This window comes from Gimesia sp. (assembly GCF_048262075.1).
Classification (GTDB): Bacteria; Planctomycetota; Planctomycetia; order Planctomycetales; family Planctomycetaceae; genus Gimesia.
Genome location: NZ_JBLXFK010000002.1, coordinates 437,310 through 455,818, shown reverse-complemented (window position 1 = coordinate 455,818; position 18,509 = coordinate 437,310). Strand labels below are relative to the sequence as shown.

At 49.8% G+C, this 18,509-nt stretch carries 18 protein-coding genes; 9 read left to right on the top strand and 9 right to left on the bottom strand.

Annotation, left to right across the window (positions count from 1 at the left end; all coding sequences use genetic code 11):
• Nucleotides 1-139: 139 nt before the first annotated feature.
• The 4 genes from mraY (at nt 140) to ACN0YH_RS05450 (ending at nt 6,132) form a co-directional block, all read left to right on the top strand.
• Nucleotides 140-1,231: a phospho-N-acetylmuramoyl-pentapeptide-transferase gene (gene mraY, locus ACN0YH_RS05465; protein WP_417378550.1), complete on the top strand. Its 1,092-nt coding sequence runs from the start codon at nt 140-142 to the stop codon at nt 1,229-1,231.
• Between the two features lie 221 nt (nt 1,232-1,452).
• Nucleotides 1,453-2,808: a putative lipid II flippase FtsW gene (gene ftsW, locus ACN0YH_RS05460; RefSeq protein ID WP_417378549.1), complete on the top strand. Its 1,356-nt coding sequence runs from the start codon at nt 1,453-1,455 to the stop codon at nt 2,806-2,808.
• Between the two features lie 86 nt (nt 2,809-2,894).
• Entirely contained in the window at nt 2,895-4,052 is a 1,158-nt protein-coding gene (gene murG / locus ACN0YH_RS05455) for an undecaprenyldiphospho-muramoylpentapeptide beta-N-acetylglucosaminyltransferase (RefSeq protein WP_417378548.1), read from the top strand.
• A gap of 283 nt (nt 4,053-4,335) precedes the next feature.
• A complete protein-coding gene (locus tag ACN0YH_RS05450) occupies nt 4,336-6,132 on the top strand; it encodes an aspartate kinase (RefSeq protein WP_417378547.1) in 1,797 nt (598 codons plus the stop codon).
• 6 nt (nt 6,133-6,138) lie between these two features.
• Here the strand turns inward: ACN0YH_RS05450 and ACN0YH_RS05445 are convergent, their stop codons facing one another.
• The 5 genes from ACN0YH_RS05445 to ACN0YH_RS05425 all read right to left on the bottom strand — a co-directional run bounded on the left by ACN0YH_RS05445 (nt 6,139) and on the right by ACN0YH_RS05425 (nt 9,441).
• Complete coding sequence (locus ACN0YH_RS05445; RefSeq protein WP_417378546.1) at nt 6,139-6,513, bottom strand: hypothetical protein; 375 nt, start codon at nt 6,511-6,513, stop codon at nt 6,139-6,141.
• Between the two features lie 19 nt (nt 6,514-6,532).
• Complete coding sequence (locus tag ACN0YH_RS05440; protein ID WP_417378545.1) at nt 6,533-6,919, bottom strand: DUF4440 domain-containing protein; 387 nt, start codon at nt 6,917-6,919, stop codon at nt 6,533-6,535.
• 32 nt (nt 6,920-6,951) lie between these two features.
• The gene (locus tag ACN0YH_RS05435; RefSeq protein WP_417378544.1) at nt 6,952-7,494 is read right to left on the bottom strand and encodes an FHA domain-containing protein; all 543 of its coding nucleotides are present in this window, start codon (nt 7,492-7,494) and stop codon (nt 6,952-6,954) included.
• A 97-nt stretch (nt 7,495-7,591) separates the two neighbouring features.
• Nucleotides 7,592-8,878 carry an ATP-dependent Clp protease ATP-binding subunit ClpX gene (gene clpX / locus ACN0YH_RS05430; RefSeq protein WP_417378543.1) on the bottom strand — a complete coding sequence of 429 codons (1,287 nt, stop codon included), beginning with the start codon at nt 8,876-8,878 and terminating at the stop codon, nt 7,592-7,594.
• A 215-nt stretch (nt 8,879-9,093) separates the two neighbouring features.
• Entirely contained in the window at nt 9,094-9,441 is a 348-nt protein-coding gene (locus tag ACN0YH_RS05425; protein WP_417378542.1) for a hypothetical protein, read from the bottom strand.
• A gap of 703 nt (nt 9,442-10,144) precedes the next feature.
• Here ACN0YH_RS05425 and ACN0YH_RS05420 point away from each other — a divergent pair.
• From ACN0YH_RS05420 to ACN0YH_RS05410, 3 genes are all read left to right on the top strand, one after another.
• Nucleotides 10,145-10,630 (top strand): hypothetical protein, encoded by a 486-nt coding sequence (locus ACN0YH_RS05420; protein ID WP_417378541.1) that lies wholly within the window; start codon nt 10,145-10,147, stop codon nt 10,628-10,630.
• A 47-nt stretch (nt 10,631-10,677) separates the two neighbouring features.
• Nucleotides 10,678-11,325 carry a bifunctional 4-hydroxy-2-oxoglutarate aldolase/2-dehydro-3-deoxy-phosphogluconate aldolase gene (locus tag ACN0YH_RS05415; RefSeq protein WP_417378540.1) on the top strand — a complete coding sequence of 216 codons (648 nt, stop codon included), beginning with the start codon at nt 10,678-10,680 and terminating at the stop codon, nt 11,323-11,325.
• Nucleotides 11,326-11,669: 344 nt separating this feature from the next.
• Entirely contained in the window at nt 11,670-13,313 is a 1,644-nt protein-coding gene (locus tag ACN0YH_RS05410; RefSeq protein ID WP_417378539.1) for a hypothetical protein, read from the top strand.
• A gap of 34 nt (nt 13,314-13,347) precedes the next feature.
• Here the strand turns inward: ACN0YH_RS05410 and ACN0YH_RS05405 are convergent, their stop codons facing one another.
• Complete coding sequence (locus ACN0YH_RS05405) at nt 13,348-13,674, bottom strand: Sec-independent protein translocase subunit TatA/TatB (protein WP_417378538.1); 327 nt, start codon at nt 13,672-13,674, stop codon at nt 13,348-13,350.
• Nucleotides 13,675-13,782: 108 nt separating this feature from the next.
• The gene (locus ACN0YH_RS05400) at nt 13,783-13,989 is read right to left on the bottom strand and encodes a Sec-independent protein translocase subunit TatA/TatB (protein ID WP_417378537.1); all 207 of its coding nucleotides are present in this window, start codon (nt 13,987-13,989) and stop codon (nt 13,783-13,785) included.
• Nucleotides 13,990-14,069: 80 nt separating this feature from the next.
• On the opposite strand from ACN0YH_RS05400, the gene ACN0YH_RS05395 reads away from it, so the two are divergent.
• A complete protein-coding gene (locus ACN0YH_RS05395; protein WP_417378536.1) occupies nt 14,070-14,297 on the top strand; it encodes a hypothetical protein in 228 nt (75 codons plus the stop codon).
• Nucleotides 14,298-14,443: 146 nt separating this feature from the next.
• Here the strand turns inward: ACN0YH_RS05395 and ACN0YH_RS05390 are convergent, their stop codons facing one another.
• Nucleotides 14,444-15,499 (bottom strand): hypothetical protein, encoded by a 1,056-nt coding sequence (locus ACN0YH_RS05390; protein WP_417378535.1) that lies wholly within the window; start codon nt 15,497-15,499, stop codon nt 14,444-14,446.
• Nucleotides 15,500-16,009: 510 nt separating this feature from the next.
• Between ACN0YH_RS05390 and ACN0YH_RS05385 the strand changes: the two genes are divergently transcribed.
• Nucleotides 16,010-17,359: a hypothetical protein gene (locus ACN0YH_RS05385; RefSeq protein WP_417378534.1), complete on the top strand. Its 1,350-nt coding sequence runs from the start codon at nt 16,010-16,012 to the stop codon at nt 17,357-17,359.
• Between the two features lie 15 nt (nt 17,360-17,374).
• On the opposite strand, the gene ACN0YH_RS05380 is transcribed toward ACN0YH_RS05385, so the two are convergent.
• Nucleotides 17,375-18,445 carry a glycosyltransferase family 2 protein gene (locus ACN0YH_RS05380; RefSeq protein WP_417378533.1) on the bottom strand — a complete coding sequence of 357 codons (1,071 nt, stop codon included), beginning with the start codon at nt 18,443-18,445 and terminating at the stop codon, nt 17,375-17,377.
• Nucleotides 18,446-18,509 lie beyond the last annotated feature (64 nt).

Sequence of the window (18,509 nt, the reverse complement as noted above, 5' to 3'; positions counted from 1 at the left end):
GCGCCCGGACCTCTCTATTGTCGTTTTGAAAGAGAGTCCGGAGTTCTCTCAAAGGCTCTAATTCAATGTAGCTTCGCAGGAAAACTGATCTGGTTCAGATTGTTAGTGTCGAGTAAATTACTGCATGATTATCTGGCTGGTGAAGACATTTTCTCCTCTCCTGGAGCAACTTGAAGTACTTTCAACTGGTGACTCCCGCGTGTTTCTGACCGCGCGGATGGCATTGGCCAGTCTGTCCTCCTTCCTGATCGCGATTCTGCTGGGACCGCTGGCAATCCGTTGGCTGGAGAAACGCTTTCGTGAGCGGGTCGACAGTGATTCCGAGAAACTGAATGAAATTCACGCCTCCAAGAATGCGACTCCCACGATGGGAGGCATCTTTATTGTGGGTTCCATTCTGATCTCCGGTCTGCTCTGGGCTGATCTCTCTAATCGTTATGTCCAGTTGGGCTTACTGACTGCTGCCGGCTTTGCGCTACTGGGCGCCTATGACGACTGGATCAAGCTCAGTACCACCCGGAACGGATTAAAGCCCCGGCAGAAACTTGTCATTCAACTGATTCTTTCGGCTGTGATTGGCACCGCTTTGTATTTCAATCATAACAGCGTGCCTGCCGGGCTGGATTTGATCATGCCTGTGACCCGCATGGTCTGTTACCTGGGTGTGTTTTTCATTCCCTGGTCAATGTTTGTGATGACGGGCAGTTCGAATGCGGTAAATTTGACAGATGGTCTGGATGGTCTGGCCAGTGGTTGTATGGTGTTTGCCGGTTCTGCCTTCGCCGGATTGACCTATCTGGCGGGACATAAAGTGATGGCGGAATATCTGCAGGTGCCCTTCATCCCGGGGGCGGGTGAGTTGAGTATTCTGCTGGGAGCCACCGTCGGTGCAGTGCTGGGTTTTTTATGGTTCAACTGTTATCCCGCCCAGGTTTTTATGGGGGATACGGGCTCGTTGCCTCTGGGGGCGCTGCTTGGGTTTTCCGCGCTGGTGATTCGCCAGGAAGCTTTGCTGGTGATTGCCGGTGGTGTCTTCGTGGCAGAAACTTTAAGTGTGATCATTCAGGTGTTCTGGTATCGTCGAACCGGGGTGCGTGTGCTTGCCTGCAGTCCGCTGCATAATCATTTTCTGTTTAAAGGGGAGCATGAGATGAAGATTGTGGTCCGCTTCTGGATCTGCTCTGCATTACTGGCCATCATCGCGATCTCCAGCCTGAAGATTGCGACGTGAGTTTCTGGGTTACAGGCGGTTTGCCGGTCATGCCGTTTCTGTGGATCAACTGAAAGAGTTGAGCTGGGAAAAGGCCTGTTAGCGCGGTTTTGTCAGCTGGTTCGTATCATCACTGATTGTTTCTAAATCGTGATTTCTCAAAGGACTTACCGTTCAGGGCATATTGTTTTTGAAGTCGATTTCATTGATATGTATTCTTCATTATCAATGAGAGATTTCCGATGAAGTCATCACTGCCAATTGATTCTCGGTCGGAGCATGATCGCAGCCTGTTCATTTCGATGGCCTGCGCGCTGCTGGGGATCGGCGTGTTGATGGTGCACAGCGCCAGCATCACCTCCTGGCCGACGGAATTCGAGCAGGTTTATTTATCAAAGCACCTGATCTTTCTGGCGATTGCGGCCTGTGTGGCATCGACTGCTTCGTATCTCCCGGCCCGGTTCTGGTATGACCGTGCACCCCTGCTTTTCTGGGGAACCGTTGTATTACTGATTCTGGTGTTGATTCCGGGAATCGGTACGCGGGTGAATGGCGCCCAGCGCTGGTTGCGGTTTGGTTCCGTTTCCCTGCAGCCCTCTGAACTGGCAAAAATTGCACTCCCTCTGCTGACAGTACGGTTGATGGTACAGCGTCGCAGTTCGGTCAAACACTGGTTCAAGGGAACGGTCCCCCTATTGATTCCGCTGGCGATTATTATTCCCCTGGTGATCAAGCAACCCGATTTGGGGACAACCCTGTTTCTGGCAGGGGCTGTCATGATTGCCCTGTTTCTGGGCGGGTGGCCGATCCGAAACTTTATCGTCGGTCTGCTGTGTGCCTTGCCTGCGGTGGGGATGCTGGTTGCTTTACGTCCTTATCAGTTGAAACGGATCAGCGGGTTTCTGGATACCTGGACCAACTGGGAATCGGCTCCCTATCAATTAAAACAGTCACTGATGGCATTAGGGACTGGTGGTATTTCCGGATCCGGGCTGGGAAAAGGGGCGCAAAAATTAAGCTTTCTCCCGGAAGCGAACACCGATTTTGTGTTTTCCGTCGCCGGCGAAGAGCTGGGGTTGATCGGTACTCTTGCCATTGTCGGGTTATGGCTGGGACTGTTTCTGGCAGGATTGAACATCATTCGTTCCCAGAAACAGAATTCCTATGCCTATGTGGTCAGCCTGACATTACTACTGCAACTGGTATTTCAGGCCATTCTCAATGTGGCTGTTGTGACTGCCATGGTACCGCCCAAAGGGATTTCGCATCCCTTAATCAGTTATGGCGGTACAAATCTGATGGTGAGCCTGCTTTCACTGGGAATTATCATCAGCCTGACACGCTCAGCGGCCGATGAGGATCTCGTGATTGATCCGGAGCTTGATCAGCATGATGAGTCGCTCTTGAATGAAGCGGTCGCTCTGGCTGAGGAAAAGACACCGTTAGAGGTGGATTCTTCCGAAGAGTGCGAAGATGAAGAGTGCGAAGATGAAGAGTGCGAAGATGAAGAGTGCGAAGATGAAGAGTGCGAAGATGAAGAGTGCGAAGACGAAGAGTACGAGGATGAAGAGGATCTCGAATCAGAAAAACAGGCTTAGCTGGGATTTTGGGAACGATGTTCCTATGCTGGTAGGACTTGTATTCGTTTGATTCGTCTACTCCAGGCAGGTAGCTCTCTTTCACAATGTCCCATTCAATTCTCGACGGCAACACGATTGTATTCGCAGGTGGTGGCACTGGTGGCCATTTACTTCCGGGTATGGCAGTCGCGGCAGAACTGGTTTCGCGCGGGGACTGTAAAATCAGTTTTGTGGGGACAAATCGATCTATCGAAAAACAGATCATTGCCCGGTCGGGATACGAGCATATCGATCTGCCTACCTATCCATTGAAAGCGATGTTTCGTAACCCGATCCGATTTTTCCTGAATAATTTTCGGGCATACTGGAAAGGACGGACTCATCTCAGGGAGTCTAAGCCGGCACTGGTGATTGGCCTGGGAGGTATGGCGAGTGTGCCTGTGATTGTGGAAGCTTCGCTCTTAAAGCTGCCCATCGTGTTGCTGGAACAGAATATTGTCTGTGGCAAAGCCAATCACTTTCTACTTGGTCGGGCCGATGTGATCTGCAGTTCCTTTCCTGATACGATCTGGAACAGTTCCCAGGTCGAAAAAAATCAAAAGCCACGTGTCGTGGTGACAGGTAACCCCGTGCGGACGGAGATCAGACAGCTGGCTGAAATGGGGCAGAAGTCGACTTCTTGCAGTGAGGGTGACGAATTTGTGATTCTGGTGCTGGGAGGCAGTCAGGGGGCCGTCTCGGTGAATTCTGCTGTGACAGAAATGCTGGAACGGTCTGTGGATCAGCTACCGAAAACGATTCGGGTCGTACATCAGGCAGGCGAAAAAGACTTCACACGTATGGAAAAAACTTATGAACGGCTCCTGGGTTCTATTCCCGGTCTGAAAGTCACAGTTCAACCCTTTTTCGAGGAGTTATCGGAATGGTACGCACGCGCCCACCTTGTGATTTCCCGGTCGGGGGCGACGACGCTCGCCGAACTGGCCTGTGTGGGGTGCCCTACAATTTTAATTCCCTATCCGGGCTCGGTGAATGATCATCAGCTACTGAATGCCCGGTATTTTGCACAGCATGGTGCTGCTGCGATTGTCGAGCAGAGCCCCGACGCCAGGCAAACGGCAAGCCTGTTGAAGGAAGCGGTTTTCAAGTTGATCTTTGATGAAGCGCAGCGAATTCAAATGGCGACCAGTATGCGACGGCTGGCCTTTCCTCACGCGGCCAGTCTGGTTGCTGATGAAATCGTGGCTTTGATTCAAGGTTGAGTCAGATTGGCATGTGTACGTGTGGTTACTGTTGATTTCCGTCGAAATGCGAATTGCCGGTGCAGATGATGGGGATGTGCCTTTTTTCCGGCTGCTTTTTCTGGTTTTAACGAAACCTCAAAGTCTGATGATTCACGAACAAGGGCCGATTTGTTACCTTTTCTCATTCTCTGATTCACTGACAATGCAGGTTTCGATTTGTCAGCCGTGGTCGAATGATCCGACTGACGGTCAGTGAGATCAGTACCTTGTTCATTCATTTGCAGAGAAACGGAGAGAAGAAGTGTCGCTCATTGTCCAGAAGTTTGGTGGAACGAGTGTAGCAGATACCAGCAAGATCGTCGCAGCTGCCCGTCGGGCAACTGAAACGCAGCAGGCAGGACATCAGGTAGTGATGGTCGTCAGTGCGCGAGGCAAAAAAACAGACGAACTGGTCGGGCTGGCTGCTGAAATTACGGACCATCCTACTCCGCGCGAGATGGACATGCTGCTGTCGACGGGCGAACAGGAATCAGTGGCCTTGATGGCGATGGCATTGCATAAGCTGGGAGTGGAAGCGATCAGTCTGACAGGGTCTCAGATCGGGGTCGTGACCGATTCTTCTCATACCAAAGCCCGGATTATTTCGATTTCCACCGAGCGGATGCGGTCTGCTTTGAATGAAGGCAAAATTGTGATCGCCGCCGGATTTCAGGGGCGGGATAAGGATTGGAATATCACAACGCTGGGACGTGGAGGGAGTGATACGACGGCGACCGCGCTGGCTGCCGTACTGGAGGCAGACATGTGTGAAATTTATACCGATGTGGAAGGTGTATTTACTACCGATCCCCGTATTGTCCCGGAAGCACACAAAATTGACAGTATCTCTTACGATGAAATGCTCGAACTGGCGAGCCTGGGGGCGGGCGTCATGCATTCCCGGTCCATTGAATTTGCGAAAAAGTACAAGGTCCCTTTGAAAGTACGTCCTTCTTTTTCCGATGGAGAGGGAACTCTGATTGCAGTGCAACCTCTGGATGATGCCCCTGTCGTTACCGGTGTCGCTTTTGTACGCGATGAAGTGCGTGTGAGTCTGACTGATATCCCTGACGAACCGGGGATCATGGGGAGTATTTTCGCGCGGATGGCCGAACGAAAAATCTGCCTGGACATGATCGTGCAGGATGTGGGAACAGCGGGCCTGGCACGCGTTTCCTTTACTGTTCCCCAGTCTGATCTGGCAGAAACATTGACGGCTGCTACCGAAGCTATCGACGCAATCGGGGCCGGAAAAATCCAACATGGAACGAATCTATCCAAGGTTTCGATCGTGGGCTGCGGAATGCGGAACCATTACGGAGTGGCCAGTCGTATGTTTGCCATTCTGGCTGAAGCGGATATCAATGTGGGCATGATTACGACGAGTGAGATTAAGCTGACTGTGCTTGTGAACCGCGATCAGTGTGAAAAAGCAGTCCAGGTGATTCATAATGGCTTCGAACTGAATCAGCTCTCCAGTTATTCGTTTGCGACCAATGAGATGCTGGCAGACGGTCAGCAGACAGGCGAGTCTGCTCAGAAACTGACCTCGCTGGAGCAGGATATTATTAATCAGCTGTCTCATATGGAAGACATTGTGGTCAGCGAAGTATTGCTGGATCAGAGCCAGTCCCGCGTTACGGTCAGAAATCTCCCTGACAACCCCGGCATCTGTTCGCGACTGTTCTCGGTTGTTGCCGAAGGTGGGGTCTCGGTCGACATGATTGTTCAGAACATGGGAGAAGACGAGCAGGCGCATCTGTCATTCACGGTGCCGCGGACTTCTCTGGAAAAAAGCCTGGAACTGGTGACACCCCTGTTGAAAGAATGGGGCGAAGCCGAGCTGAGTCACGAAGCGGAAATCGCCAAGCTGTCCGTCGTCGGGATTGGTTTACGCAGCCATACGGGAGTGGGACAGTCCATGTTTAGTACCCTGGCCGATCTGGACATTAACATTCAGATGATCAACACCAGCGAAACCCGTATCAGTGCCGTCGTGGAGCATGAACAGGGAGAAGCGGCTTACCGGGGACTCTTGCAGAAATTCCACCTGGGATAAAGCAACTCATGCTTCCTCAGTGAGTGCAGACTCCAGGATCTGAGGAAGCTGTGCAGAGAATCTGCTGCGCGGCATCACTTCAGTGCAGCCTGCCGCCCGCGCTGCTGCGAGTTTTTCGACATCGACATGCGGACCAAAGGCGATACTGATCAGTCCGGGATGCTCCTGGTGGATGGTTGTCAGCTGTTCCCAGTTTAATGAGGGCTGGTTGAGGTCAACCAACAGAACCTGGCGGAGTGAGTCATCCACTTGCGCCAGTGCCTGTCGCGTGCTGAGAACCGTACAGAAGGAGTACTCCAACTGTCTGGCGGCTCCGGTAATCTGACTCGAAAACATGATGTCCGAGCAGAGGACGAGTACCTGGGGAGCTGGGTTGGTCATATTGGATTACCGGGAATTTTTAGATTATGGAACGATGGAAATGCACGTGCTGCCATTCCCCATCCTGTTTCTGCCAGATGCGGGTTTCTTCACAGGCGGCACTGGAATCATGGCCATGTTCATCGATTGCCTGCACGACGCGGACATAAGTGATGAGGGCAACTTCTCCCATAATGGAGACCATGGGGGAAGTGATTGTTGACTGTCGAGGTCTGCCTGTGGGATTCATGTTAAAGTAAAAGCGATGGAAATCCATCCCCGAAATCAGATGGCCTCTGGCTTCGGGTTCAAAGGCGGTCAGTTCTTCGTCACAGAGACTGGTATAGGTATTCCAGTCTTTATGGTCGATCGAATCAAGCAGTTGCTTACTGAGTTTTAACAACTCTTGTACGTCGTTATCAGACATGATTGAGTCTTTCAGGAATGGATCAAGGTAATTCAGTTCTGATCCATTTTATCCGTTAGTTCAATCTCTGGAAATTGTATGGTCTTTTTATTTTCTGAAGTTTTCTGATCTGGCACATACTCATCGATTGTTGCCGTTTCGCTTGATTTCGTCTGATTCTCCGGCAACGGAATGTCCAGTGATTGAATATCATCGGAGACTGCAGTCAGGGTATTCTCCGGTAAAATCCCCTCCAGGGTTTTGAGGTTGATTGTCGAGCCGACATCGACGAACTGCTGTGGATCGTAGTCGACACGAAAATTAACGTCTGCAATCGACAGCAGGCAGCCTGGGATTAGCTTGGTATCCCGTTTTGGAGTCAGTTTCTGGCCATCAATGAAGGTGCCATTGGAACTACCCAGATCATGAACGAGAGCCACTGACCCCGTCAGGACTATTTTGCAGTGATGGCGGCTGACCAGATCCGATTTCAGCTTGATATCGCAGTCGGAAGCTCTGCCGATCAAAGTCGTTTTTGTGAGAGTCATGATTTTAGTTTTGGATGACGTATTTTGCACACTCAAACGAATTTTCATGTCTCTACCACACACATAAGAAATCCCGCCGAAGTAAGGCTCCGGCGGGAGATTTGTTGATCATTCAAGAAATTATAGGTCACCTGCTGACGCAAGTCTATGCGGCTGCAGAGTCATCCTTCGAGAAAAGTTGTTCAGTACCCTGAATGATTTCCGGAGTGACTACATATTTCTTGCCGGCTTCCTGTTCGGGAAGTTCGTACATGATATCAAACATGGCCTGTTCGATGACACTGCGTAACCCACGCGCTCCCGTATTTTTCTTCTGAGCGATACGGGCGATTTCGTGCAGGGCACCATCTGTGAATTCGAGTTCGGCTTTTTCCATTTCGAAGAACTTCTGAAACTGTCTGACCAGAGAATTCTTAGGTTCGGTCAGAACACGTACCAAGTCTCCCTCGCCGAGCTGGGAGAGGGAAGAGAGTACGGGCAGTCGTCCCAGGAGTTCCGGAATCAGACCAAATTCCAGCACGTCATCGACAGATGCCTGTGCCAGCAGGTCATTTTTAGACCGTTCCTGTACCTTCTGCTGCTGGTTATTCTGTCCGAAACCGATCGTTTTTCGTCCCAGTCGTTTTCCGACAATATCTTCCAGTCCCACAAAGGTACCGCCACAGATAAAGAGGATGTTACTGGTATCGAGTTGAATATACTGCTGTTCGGGATGTTTGCGGCCACCTTGCGGAGGCACATTGGCAACGGTCCCTTCCAGCATTTTCAGCAAGGCCTGCTGAACGCCTTCACCGGAAACATCCCGGGTAATGGATACGTTCTGGCTGGTTTTGCCAATCTTGTCAATTTCGTCGATGAATAAGATGCCGCGTTGGGCTGCTTCGACATCGAAATCGGCTGCATGTAACAGTTTGAGCAACAGGTTTTCCACGTCTTCACCCACATAACCGGCTTCGGTTAACGTGGTGGCATCCCCGATGGCAAAAGGAACCTGCAGGTAGCGGGCCAGGCTTTTTGCCAGTAATGTCTTACCAGATCCGGTAGGACCAATCAGCATGATGTTGGATTTATCGAGTTCAACGTCCGAGCCTTCTTCTTCCGAGTGCATCAGGCGTTTGTAGTGATTGTGCACAGCTACCGCCATGACTTTCTTGGCTCGTTCCTGGCCAATCACATACTCATTCAGATGAGTCACAATTTCCCGCGGGGTGGGAACATTTTTAAACAGTTTTTTGGTGGTTCCTCTGCGTCGATGCTCCTGATCCAGAATGGATTGACAAACTTCAATACATTCTCCACAGATATACGCGTTGTCGGGTCCCTCTACCAGGGGCCCCACTTCACGATAGCTTTTTCTACAAAAAGAACAGTTCGCGTTTTTCTTCCCAGAAGAATTACGTTTTCCAGAGGTGATATCTCGTCCGGTGGGCATAGCTTCCCTTCAACGGTGTCAACTAAATTATTGCGATCAACGTCCAGTGAGTTTTGATTCTGCCTCCGTGCAAATCACTCGATAGGTAAAAATAACTTTTGAAATGGATCCCTGATAAGAATCGATATTGTAAGAATCGATTTTGATAACCCAGAGGCAGTTATCGGATAAATATGTGATCTATTTCTTTTTGCATTAAGAAGAACCGCTGACAATTATACCTGATCAGACTGATTGTTAATTTCAGTCTGATTTGCATCTGTGTCAATGGCGTCCTTTTCCAGGCCCTGTTTGGCTGGAGCAACGAGTCGCTTTTTGATGGATCGGAATTCGTCGTCGGTAAGGTCACCTTCTCGCTGCATTTCTGCGAATTGCATAAGTAATTCACGGGCATCCACATGACGATCCTCATTTTCCCGAAAACGTCCTACGACCCATACGATCAACCAAATCAAAAAACTGACAACAAAGACCGCCAGGATCCATTCAACGACATGATCCCCCAGAAGTTCCTTGAACAGCTTTTGCTTATCGGCTTGTTTTCCCAGAGTTAAAAAATTCAAAATCACTGTAAATCAGGCAGAGAGCAAAGTCATCCTGCCTTTCCTAAATACTAACTGCAATGTGCCATGCAGGATCAATGGCCTGAAACTCCAGACCTCCTGCTTTAAGGGACGGACTGTCGTTTATTATTAGGGACAAGTCTGAACGAGGCAAGCCTTCTCGAGTCTCAGGTCAGTATCAGTATATGCGAGAACAAGCATTTCACGCGCCAAAAATGGTCAATTTACGACAAGAAACAGAAATAGGATTGCTGGGAATACGGGAGTGTCTGATGACTGATTTGCAGTTCTTTGACAAAATCCCCTGCTTTTTCAGTGCAAATCGTGTGGTTGAACCAGGGGTAGGCAAATCAGTCAGATTTTCCCAGCCCGGATAGGGATTCAGCCCGGTTTTCTGTCAGTCACCGAGGAATTCAGGCTGAAACGTAAGAATTACATTGTCGAACTTACCGTAAGTATAATGTGAATTCTGATTTGACTGATTTCAATTCTCTTGGGAGAATAGAATTCTGACCGTTATTTAATCGGAATGGAATCAGAGGGCAAGCTGCCTGCGATGTCAGCGTACCGCTTGCATTGCATCCTGAACGGTTCACTTTTATGATCGACTTTTTAAATCAGTCATCAATTGCAATTTCAGACTCGGCTGACGGTACGTCAAGCTGGTGTATTTATACAGATCGATAGAATTTGAGGATTTTGAATGGACTTTGAGAAACGTCTTCAGCATGCCATAAATAAAGGGCGTGCCGCCAAAGATGAAGAATTACGGCAGGAAGTCGGTAAAAAAATGTCTGAGGAGGAGTTTCGGAATCTTCATTTGAAATATCGCCTGGAACTGACAGATCACATCGACAGCTGCCTGAAAAAACTGGCAGATCATTTCCCCGGATTTCAGTTTAATACCCTGATGGGGGAAGAGGGCTGGGGTTCGAAAATTACGCGTGATGATGTCAGCCTGAATTCCGGGAAGCAGGCACGGACACTCTATAGCCGCCTGGAAATGATCGTCCGACCTTTTACGGAAACTCATATCGTCGAACTGGTAGCCAAGGCCACGATTCGAAACAAGGAGATCTACAATCGATCTCATTATCAGTTTATCGCGGAAGCTGATATGCAGTCTTTTCAGGAAGTGATGGACCTCTGGATCCTGGAATTTGCCGAGCAGTTTTCATTTCAAGGCTGATCAATACTTTCCCCTTTAGAATCCCCCCTAGTTAAGGTAAACAGCAGATGAGTCGTCATTCGGATTTAACGCAGGTTCTTGATCGTGGTGCTGTTGCTATCATTCGTGCCCCGTCGGGAGAGTTACTGGTTGATGTCTCGAAAGCGATTTATGCAGGCGGACTGGATGTGATCGAAGTCACGTTTACCGTGCCTGGTGTACTCGACATTCTGACCCAGGTAAAACGGGAGCTGGGGGATAAGATTCTGTTAGGAGCTGGGACCGTTCTGGATACGGAAACTGCGAGAGCGGCAATTCTTGCCGGTGCAGAATTCATTGTGACTCCCACAGTGAATACGGATGTCATTGAATTGTGCAACCGGTATGACAAACTGATCATGACGGGGGCCTTTACTCCGACAGAAGTATTAACGGCCTGGGAAGCTGGTGCGGATATTATCAAAGTCTTTCCTGCCTTTGTTGGAGGTCCCGCCTATCTGAAAGCGCTACACGGTCCCCTGCCCCAGATTCCTCTGATGCCGACCGGTGGTGTAGATCTGGAAACCCTGCCCGCTTATCTGAAAGCGGGCGCCTGTGCTGTGGGACTGGGAAGTTCACTGGTCACAAAGCAAATGGTTGAATCAGGTGATCTGGAAGGTATTCAGAAGTTGACCGCTGAGTATATGGGTAAGATTGCCGATCTGCGCAAAGGGTAAATGTCGCATCTTTTGCCGAGGGCTTTCTCTTCACAACAGGAAGAATTTCTCACGTTTTCTCCTGTTGCGCTTCTGTTTTAACCCGAAAGATCGTCTCAAGTCATACGAACTGAATTGACGATATGGCTAGATAGTCAATCTTCGGTTTACCAGTGCGCGTATTCCCTTGTGTTGCGTCTCATACAATTTGACTTCGCTTCAATTTGTTGTGAGATGCTGCAGGAATCTTAATACATGCTTTGTGCCCGATGAATTGACTGTTAGTTAAATTCACACCATCTCAGGAGGGACTCCAGGCCGGGATCACGAGAGAAAGTGTTCTACAGGCAGGGAGGTGCATTGGCATGAGACTATTTACATTACTGGTAGTCAGTTGCTTGTTTGGGGGCTTTCAATCGAACTCCGCCTCGGCTGCTGCTCCTTCGGCTCCCGTATATACCAGTAAAACCCAGTTTCGCATTCCCTACCATTACGATCAGGCTGAAATTGATCGACTTGGTGCGCGGGAGATCAGGCTTTATGTTTCTACCGACCGTGGTGTGACCTGGAATCATCAGCAGTCCGTTTCTCCATCGACTCGCAAATTTCCCTTTGAAGCAACTCGGGATGGAGAATACTGGTTCTCTGTTCGGACTCTGGATTCCCAAAACCAGCTGCATCCTTCCGGACGGGTATTTGAGCCCGGCTTACGGGTCGTGATTGATACGACGCCTCCGAAACTGGATCTGGATCTGCGGCAGATTTCCCCAGGCAAAATTCAACTGATCTGGAATGCAGAAGATCAGAATCTGGATCCGACCAAACTGGTTCTGGAATATGCTCAGAATGGGAGCCAGAACTGGCAGCGTGTGATTGTTGCTCCCCACGGGAAAGGTCAGACAACCTGGTCAATTTCGCAAGGGGGCGTGGTTGCTGTGCGGGGCGTGATTAAAGACCGGGCTGATAATACAGGCAGCAGCCAGAAACAACTGCGGGTCGTTGCCGCCGCCAGTCGCACGGTTCCCAAACCCAAACAGGATCTTCCCGACTTTAATCAGCCCATTGCTCAGGGAACGCTGCCTGACAACAATTTAACCCAAACCACGCCGGGGACTATGGCACCTTTCTCTGGTGACAATACAACTTCCCCAGCCGCACAACCCCACAGTTTTGACTCACAGACACCGCTCGCAAATCGCCAGTTGCCCAGTGTCTTCCCGCAACAAAAGCGATTTGAACAGGACCAGCCGGGAATGCCATCCGGTCAGGGGCAGGTCAAGAATCAGTTTGTTGCCGATGATCCGGAGAAACGCCCGAATTACGCTAAAAACCGTTATCCAGAGACATCCACACAAAACTGGGCTACTGAACGCAAGCAGGTATTGAATGGGAGTCAATTCCAGATTGGGTTCGAAGTTGATGAAGTCGGTCCTTCAGGTATTGGGGCCGTTGAACTCTATATCACTGAGGACAATGGACAGAAGTGGTACAAATACGGGGAAGACCCGGACAAAAAGAGTCCCTTCCATGTCGAAGTGCCCCATGATGGTATTTATGGATTTTCCTTACGGGTCCGAAGTGGTGTCGGCCTGGCTGATGCATTGCCTAAGACCGGTGAGAAGCCTGATGTGGTCATTGTGGTAGACCGGACGGCACCTGCGCTTAAACTAAATCCCGTTGTTCAGGGACTGGGTGGAGAAGCGAATAAGGTGACAATCTCCTGGGCCATGAGTGATCAGAATCCGGCTGAGAAACCGATTGCCATCAATTTCTCAACGCAACCGGGGGGGCCCTGGGAGCCCATCGTGGGCTGGCAGGAAGATGGGGGACGGTTTACCTGGTCTGTACGACCAGGCAATCCCTCGAAGTTTTATCTCCAGGTGATTGCCCGTGATGCCGCAGGCAATGTTTCACAGGAGGTCACACCAGAGCCGATCATCCTGGATTTGACCAAGCCATCCGGGCGAATCGTTGACGTGGAAGTGTTGAGCAAGGCTGCTCCCTATTAAGTCTGCTCTGACAGATTTGCTGCCGACAGTCGGTTCAGGCCTGTTCTGATTTTTCTTCCGTCTTGGGTTCAGAGCTGGGGACTTCAAACTTGGGAGCCGTGAATTCATCAGATCGTTCTGAGGGTGTGGGACGCGGTGTTTCAGGCTGTGAATGTGAGTAGGATGCCTGGTTCACTTCGTCTTCGATGCCACTGACGCCTTTTTTGAATTCGACAATGCCTTTACCAAGGCTGCGTGCGACTTCCGGTAAACGCTTACCAAACAGCAGCAGAGCGATGATGCCGACGATGATCATTTCATAGCCGCCGGGCATTCCCAGAAAAGCAGGGACAGGTGTGATGTGTGTGATTGTCTGAAACATTTTCTTACCTCTTTTTATAACGAAGGTAGTGAGGGGGAAACATCAGTTTGTTCCCCCTGATCCTGGGATCTTGTGATTGAGAGTAAAACGATTCCATCCGATGACGTTTTAGGCAGGTGGGTTATCCTGTTTCGAGTCTTGCGACGGAATCCGGGAAGAATCCTCTTCGTCATCAGCTCCCTCTTGTGAGCCCTTCTTAAATTCGACGATACTTCTACCCAGTGAATTCATCACTCCGGGTAAACGCTTACCAAACAGGAGCAAAATGATTACTAAAATGATGGTAATTTCAATCCAGCCTGGAAAGCCAAACATACTGTGAGTCCCGTTAACTTCTATGAATCAGTCGAGTAGACGATTACATTACAATGGAGTAATCAGGTTCGTTCGGTGAAATGGTAACAGAAGAAGACTTCACCGAAAATGAACACCAGCGTAAATGGGATGTTTCAATCAGGTATGCACTGCCAGGTATGCTCTGCTGGTGTAAAGGAAAAGACCAGTCGGTAGGCTATCATTCCTGTATGATGGTACCTGCGAAAACAGTTCTCGGAGGAGATCCCATGGATGGATATCCACTCGGTTTGCCCGCAGGAGTCGCAGGAGGATTGAGCGGTAAGTAATTAAATCATAACCTCGCAAACGCGGCTGTCAACAGAATTTAACGTCCCAATTCGGGTGAATTCCGATTCTGCCTGGCAATCAAGCCTGTAATAGTGCTTTGTAACGGATTCTCAACCTGCGAGAGCGCCGAAAATTTGAATTCGACTTAAATGCTTACGGCATCAAGGGATGTTTTCTGCAATAACAACAGCATTTCCCGCCATTGGACCTGCCGGGCGAAGGCATTCAGTTCTGGATCTCCCGTGTTTTCACACTCCTGGCAGCAGTCGACAAAGGCATTCAGCAGCCAGCGTTTGTTCTGGACTAATTGTGGTTTCCAGGAGGCGACCTGCGGGATGCTCTCATACTGTTCAAACAGAGGTTCTACTGCAGTCGGCAGCTCATCATGTAACGGGTGATAGCCGACTGCCCTGCTCCAGTACTTGGCATTCGAATAGTCGGGTTCGCGGCGGTGCATGATATGATGCCAGTAGTCGCCTGCTCGATGTCTTCCCTGACTTTGAACGGACTGTGAGTATTCATGGCTTTCGTCAAGATAATCATGCAGGCAGAGTAAGCCGGCTTTGAGTGCAGCCGCATCCGCAGTCGATCCGATCGAGGGCAAGTCTTGCTGGGGGTCGTAACTGCGTAACTGGTCCAATAGCCATTTTCTCTCAGGTCCCGGTGCAGTCGGTGCTAATGCGGGGAGATTGCAGAGTGGAGAACTTTTCAGAGTAAGAGGATTCCTGGTTTTAATCAGTTGAAAGAGAACTTTCTGTTTTGCAAGAAGAATCAATGCCTGCCAGATCAGTTCCGGGGAGTCAGGCAGATTGTTCAGGCTGAGAAAGTCTGTTTTACGAATCAGGATCACCGCATGCGAAAGTGGATTCATCGATAAAGCGGCCGCCAGCGGAGGCAGTGTCTGATATGACTGGATCAGTGGCTCTGCATCGGAGAACGGCAGCAGACAGACGCCTGCCTGCAACTGGCTCAAGTCGAAATCTTGTAACTGGTCGAGATTTGCTTGACTCAACTGAGGGACGTCGATAAAGCCGATGTAATCTTCTGTCGCACTTTCGAAGAGGGAAACCAGTTCTGCACGTGACAGGGAGGCAGGGGAAGTCTGTTCCAGTTGCCCCAGACTGATCGGCATATCGCTGGTTGGACTGTTAAGTTGATCCAGGTGCTGGCTGGGCAGAACTAATTTTATAATCGCAGACATGACAATCTATCTTATGAGAATGAAGTAAAACAGCTTCGCCTGGGTAATCAGGAAGGCTTCGCAATGCCCTTGCTGTGTGATGATATGAGAATTTGCAGAATTATCTGAGTTTCAGGCTAAAATAACGGATTTCCCATGAGACGGAAAGTCACGCTCCCCGCTTGAAACGATTCTATGTTTAATCTGCCTGAACTGGATCTCAGTGAGAGGAATGAGAAATCGGAGCATCCATTTGAGTGACAGGTTTACTGTACGGAATGTGTACAGGAATGGTTTTTAACGCGTGAAATCGGGATGATCTTGAGAAAAATTCGATTATCGGCTGGTTAAAATTAAAAATGTGTGAACAATGGGTAGAGTTTGATCGACCCCGCGCATGGACCGTGTCTTCAGGATTGAGTTCGGAACACGTGCTGGTACTTAGTTTGAGTGATGACAAGGGGACCTGTTTGAAGCTCAGACTCAATGATTCGACTGGTGATAAATTCTCATCACTGGCGGTATTCTTGTATGAACCATATCTTACCTGATTATTATGTAAGTGAGGCAACATGGTTTTATCTTTCCCTGTTGCTCTCTGTTGCGGTCTTTTTCCGATTTGACCGGATACTATCGCTGCGCAATCTGGATCTGGTGCTGTTGCTTTCCATCTCACCGGGATTGCTGTTTTTAAGTGACCGACCGGTACTGGGGAATATCTGGCTGTTCGTCGGCACGGGGTTGTTCGTCATTCGCATGTGTGTCGACTGTTTCTTCCAGAGACGTCCCCGGGGTGAGCAGAATCTCAACAGTTTTGGAATGGCGTTCCTCTGTATCTCGATCTTTGCCTTTTTTATCGTGCGCGTGTTTACGGAAAATCCTGCCCCGGAAACGATCCAGACTGTCAAACAGGCCGACAGACTGCTGAGCATGCAGGATGTGAGCGCGGCTCAACAAAAAATACCCCCCGAGGCTGGTCCCACAGCGCGACTGCTGGCTGCGCCAGTCGTGCCACTCTCAAATGCGGTTGTTCAGGGATCTACTCCCGTGACGAGCGCCAGCCCTCCCCTGGATCATTCCACGCTGGCAGCGCGGATCATGGCGATCCTGGCGCATGCCTTTGTGATCGTGGGGCTGATCATCATGGGGAAAGTTCATTTTGGTGATACTCAGGTCGGGCTGGCGATGGCGCTGTTGTATCTCCTGCTGCCTTGTACCGCCTATGATGTGAGTAAAGCGAATCACGTGTTGCCGGCGGCTTTACTGGTCTGGGCGTTTGTCACTTATAAGCAACCCATTCTTTCCGGCATCTTCATGGGGCTGGCCTGTGGTGCGATGTTTTTTCCGGTTTTTCTTTTGCCTTTGTGGGCCAGTTATTACCGGAAGAATGGCCTGAAACGTTTTGTGCTCTCAGGCAGTGTGGTCGGTGTTGTACTCCTGGGAAGCCTGATTTTGACTTCAGTCGATCGGTTTTCATTTACCCAGCAGACCATTGGTTCCATCGACTGGTCCGTAATTAAATTTCAGGGCGGACAGCAGATTCCAGGTTTCTGGAGTGCGTATGATTCCGCCTATCGAATCCCCGTGTTTGTGGTATTTGTGCTCCTGATCGTCTGTCTGACAATCTGGCCTCGCAGAAAAAATCTAGGCCACTTGATGTCTCATACCACGGCGATCATCATCGCTACCTTACTCTGGTATCCGCAACAGGGAAGCGTCTATCTGCTCTGGTACCTGCCGATGCTGTTAATGGTGGTCTTCAGGCCGCGGCTGCTGCATACGACACAAAGTACAGACGTGGATCGCAATCAGCAGGCGAATGAAAAACCGGTTTCCCGTTTCAAGGATTCCGGTAGTATTGTCAGGCATACTTCACAATAGAAGAACCGGACGATTTCAGATCTGTTGTGAGAGTTCCTGGTCCTGATTGTCTTCCGCTGCCAGATTTCCCTCTTTGCTACTCGAAAAGAGTGGCGTTTCGTTGTCCGGAAAATCAAAATTGGTTTTCGTGTTGACAATAAACATCGGACGGGCTCTAACCTGGTCATATATACGTGTGACATATTCCCCCAGAATCCCAATTCCCAAGGCGTTGAGTGCACCGAAAAATGAAGCGGTAATCGTGACTGATGCCCAGCCGGGGATAGCCAGCCCCGTTAACAATTTATGGTACAGGACGAAGCTGACAACGCCGACACACACAACAGCAGAGAGGGCGGCAATCAGGTAAAATATCGTTAATGGTAAGAACGAGAAGGAAAAGATTGCCGTTTTGGCCAGCCGACAAAGATGGATGAACGAAACACGTGGCGTATCGTCATAGCGTGCCAACCGTTCTACGGCGACACCGGTCTGCCGATATCCGACCCAGGAACGTAAGCCTGGAAAATAGCGATCACGGTCGATCAGTCGGGCAATCTGGATGGCGACTTTACGGTCGATTAAACCGAAATTTCCGGCATCTCTGGGGATGGGCGAATTGGAGATCAGATTCAACGTTTTGTGAAAGGTGTGAAAGGCCCAGCGTTTGACAAGATTTTCTTTGCGCTCCGTGCGAATGGCATAAACTACATCAAATCCGGTCTGCCAGGCTTCTACAAAATTAATAATGGCCGATGGACTGTCCTGCATATCCGAATCCATAATGACGATCGCATCACCGGTCGAATGTAATAAACCAGCCTGAACGGCGGCCTGGTGCCCGAAATTCTTGGCAAAATGCAGGACCTTGATTCGGGAGTTCAGTTCTGCCAGATCGTCCAGAATCTGACCACTCTGGTCAGTGGAGCCATCGTTGATAAAGATAATCTCATAGCAACAGCCGATCTGCTGGAGTGATTCTTCTACAGACTGTAGCAATTGGGGCAACACATTCTGCTCGTTAAAAACAGGTAGAACGACCGAGATCAGCAGCTCGTTCATTGCTTTTCTTGTAGTGGAGTCATCTTGTGGAATTGATTGACTCATTTGACCAACACCTCTGCCCAGTGGGCTCCCCTGCTTGGTATCTCGGCGACCAGATTGCATCTGG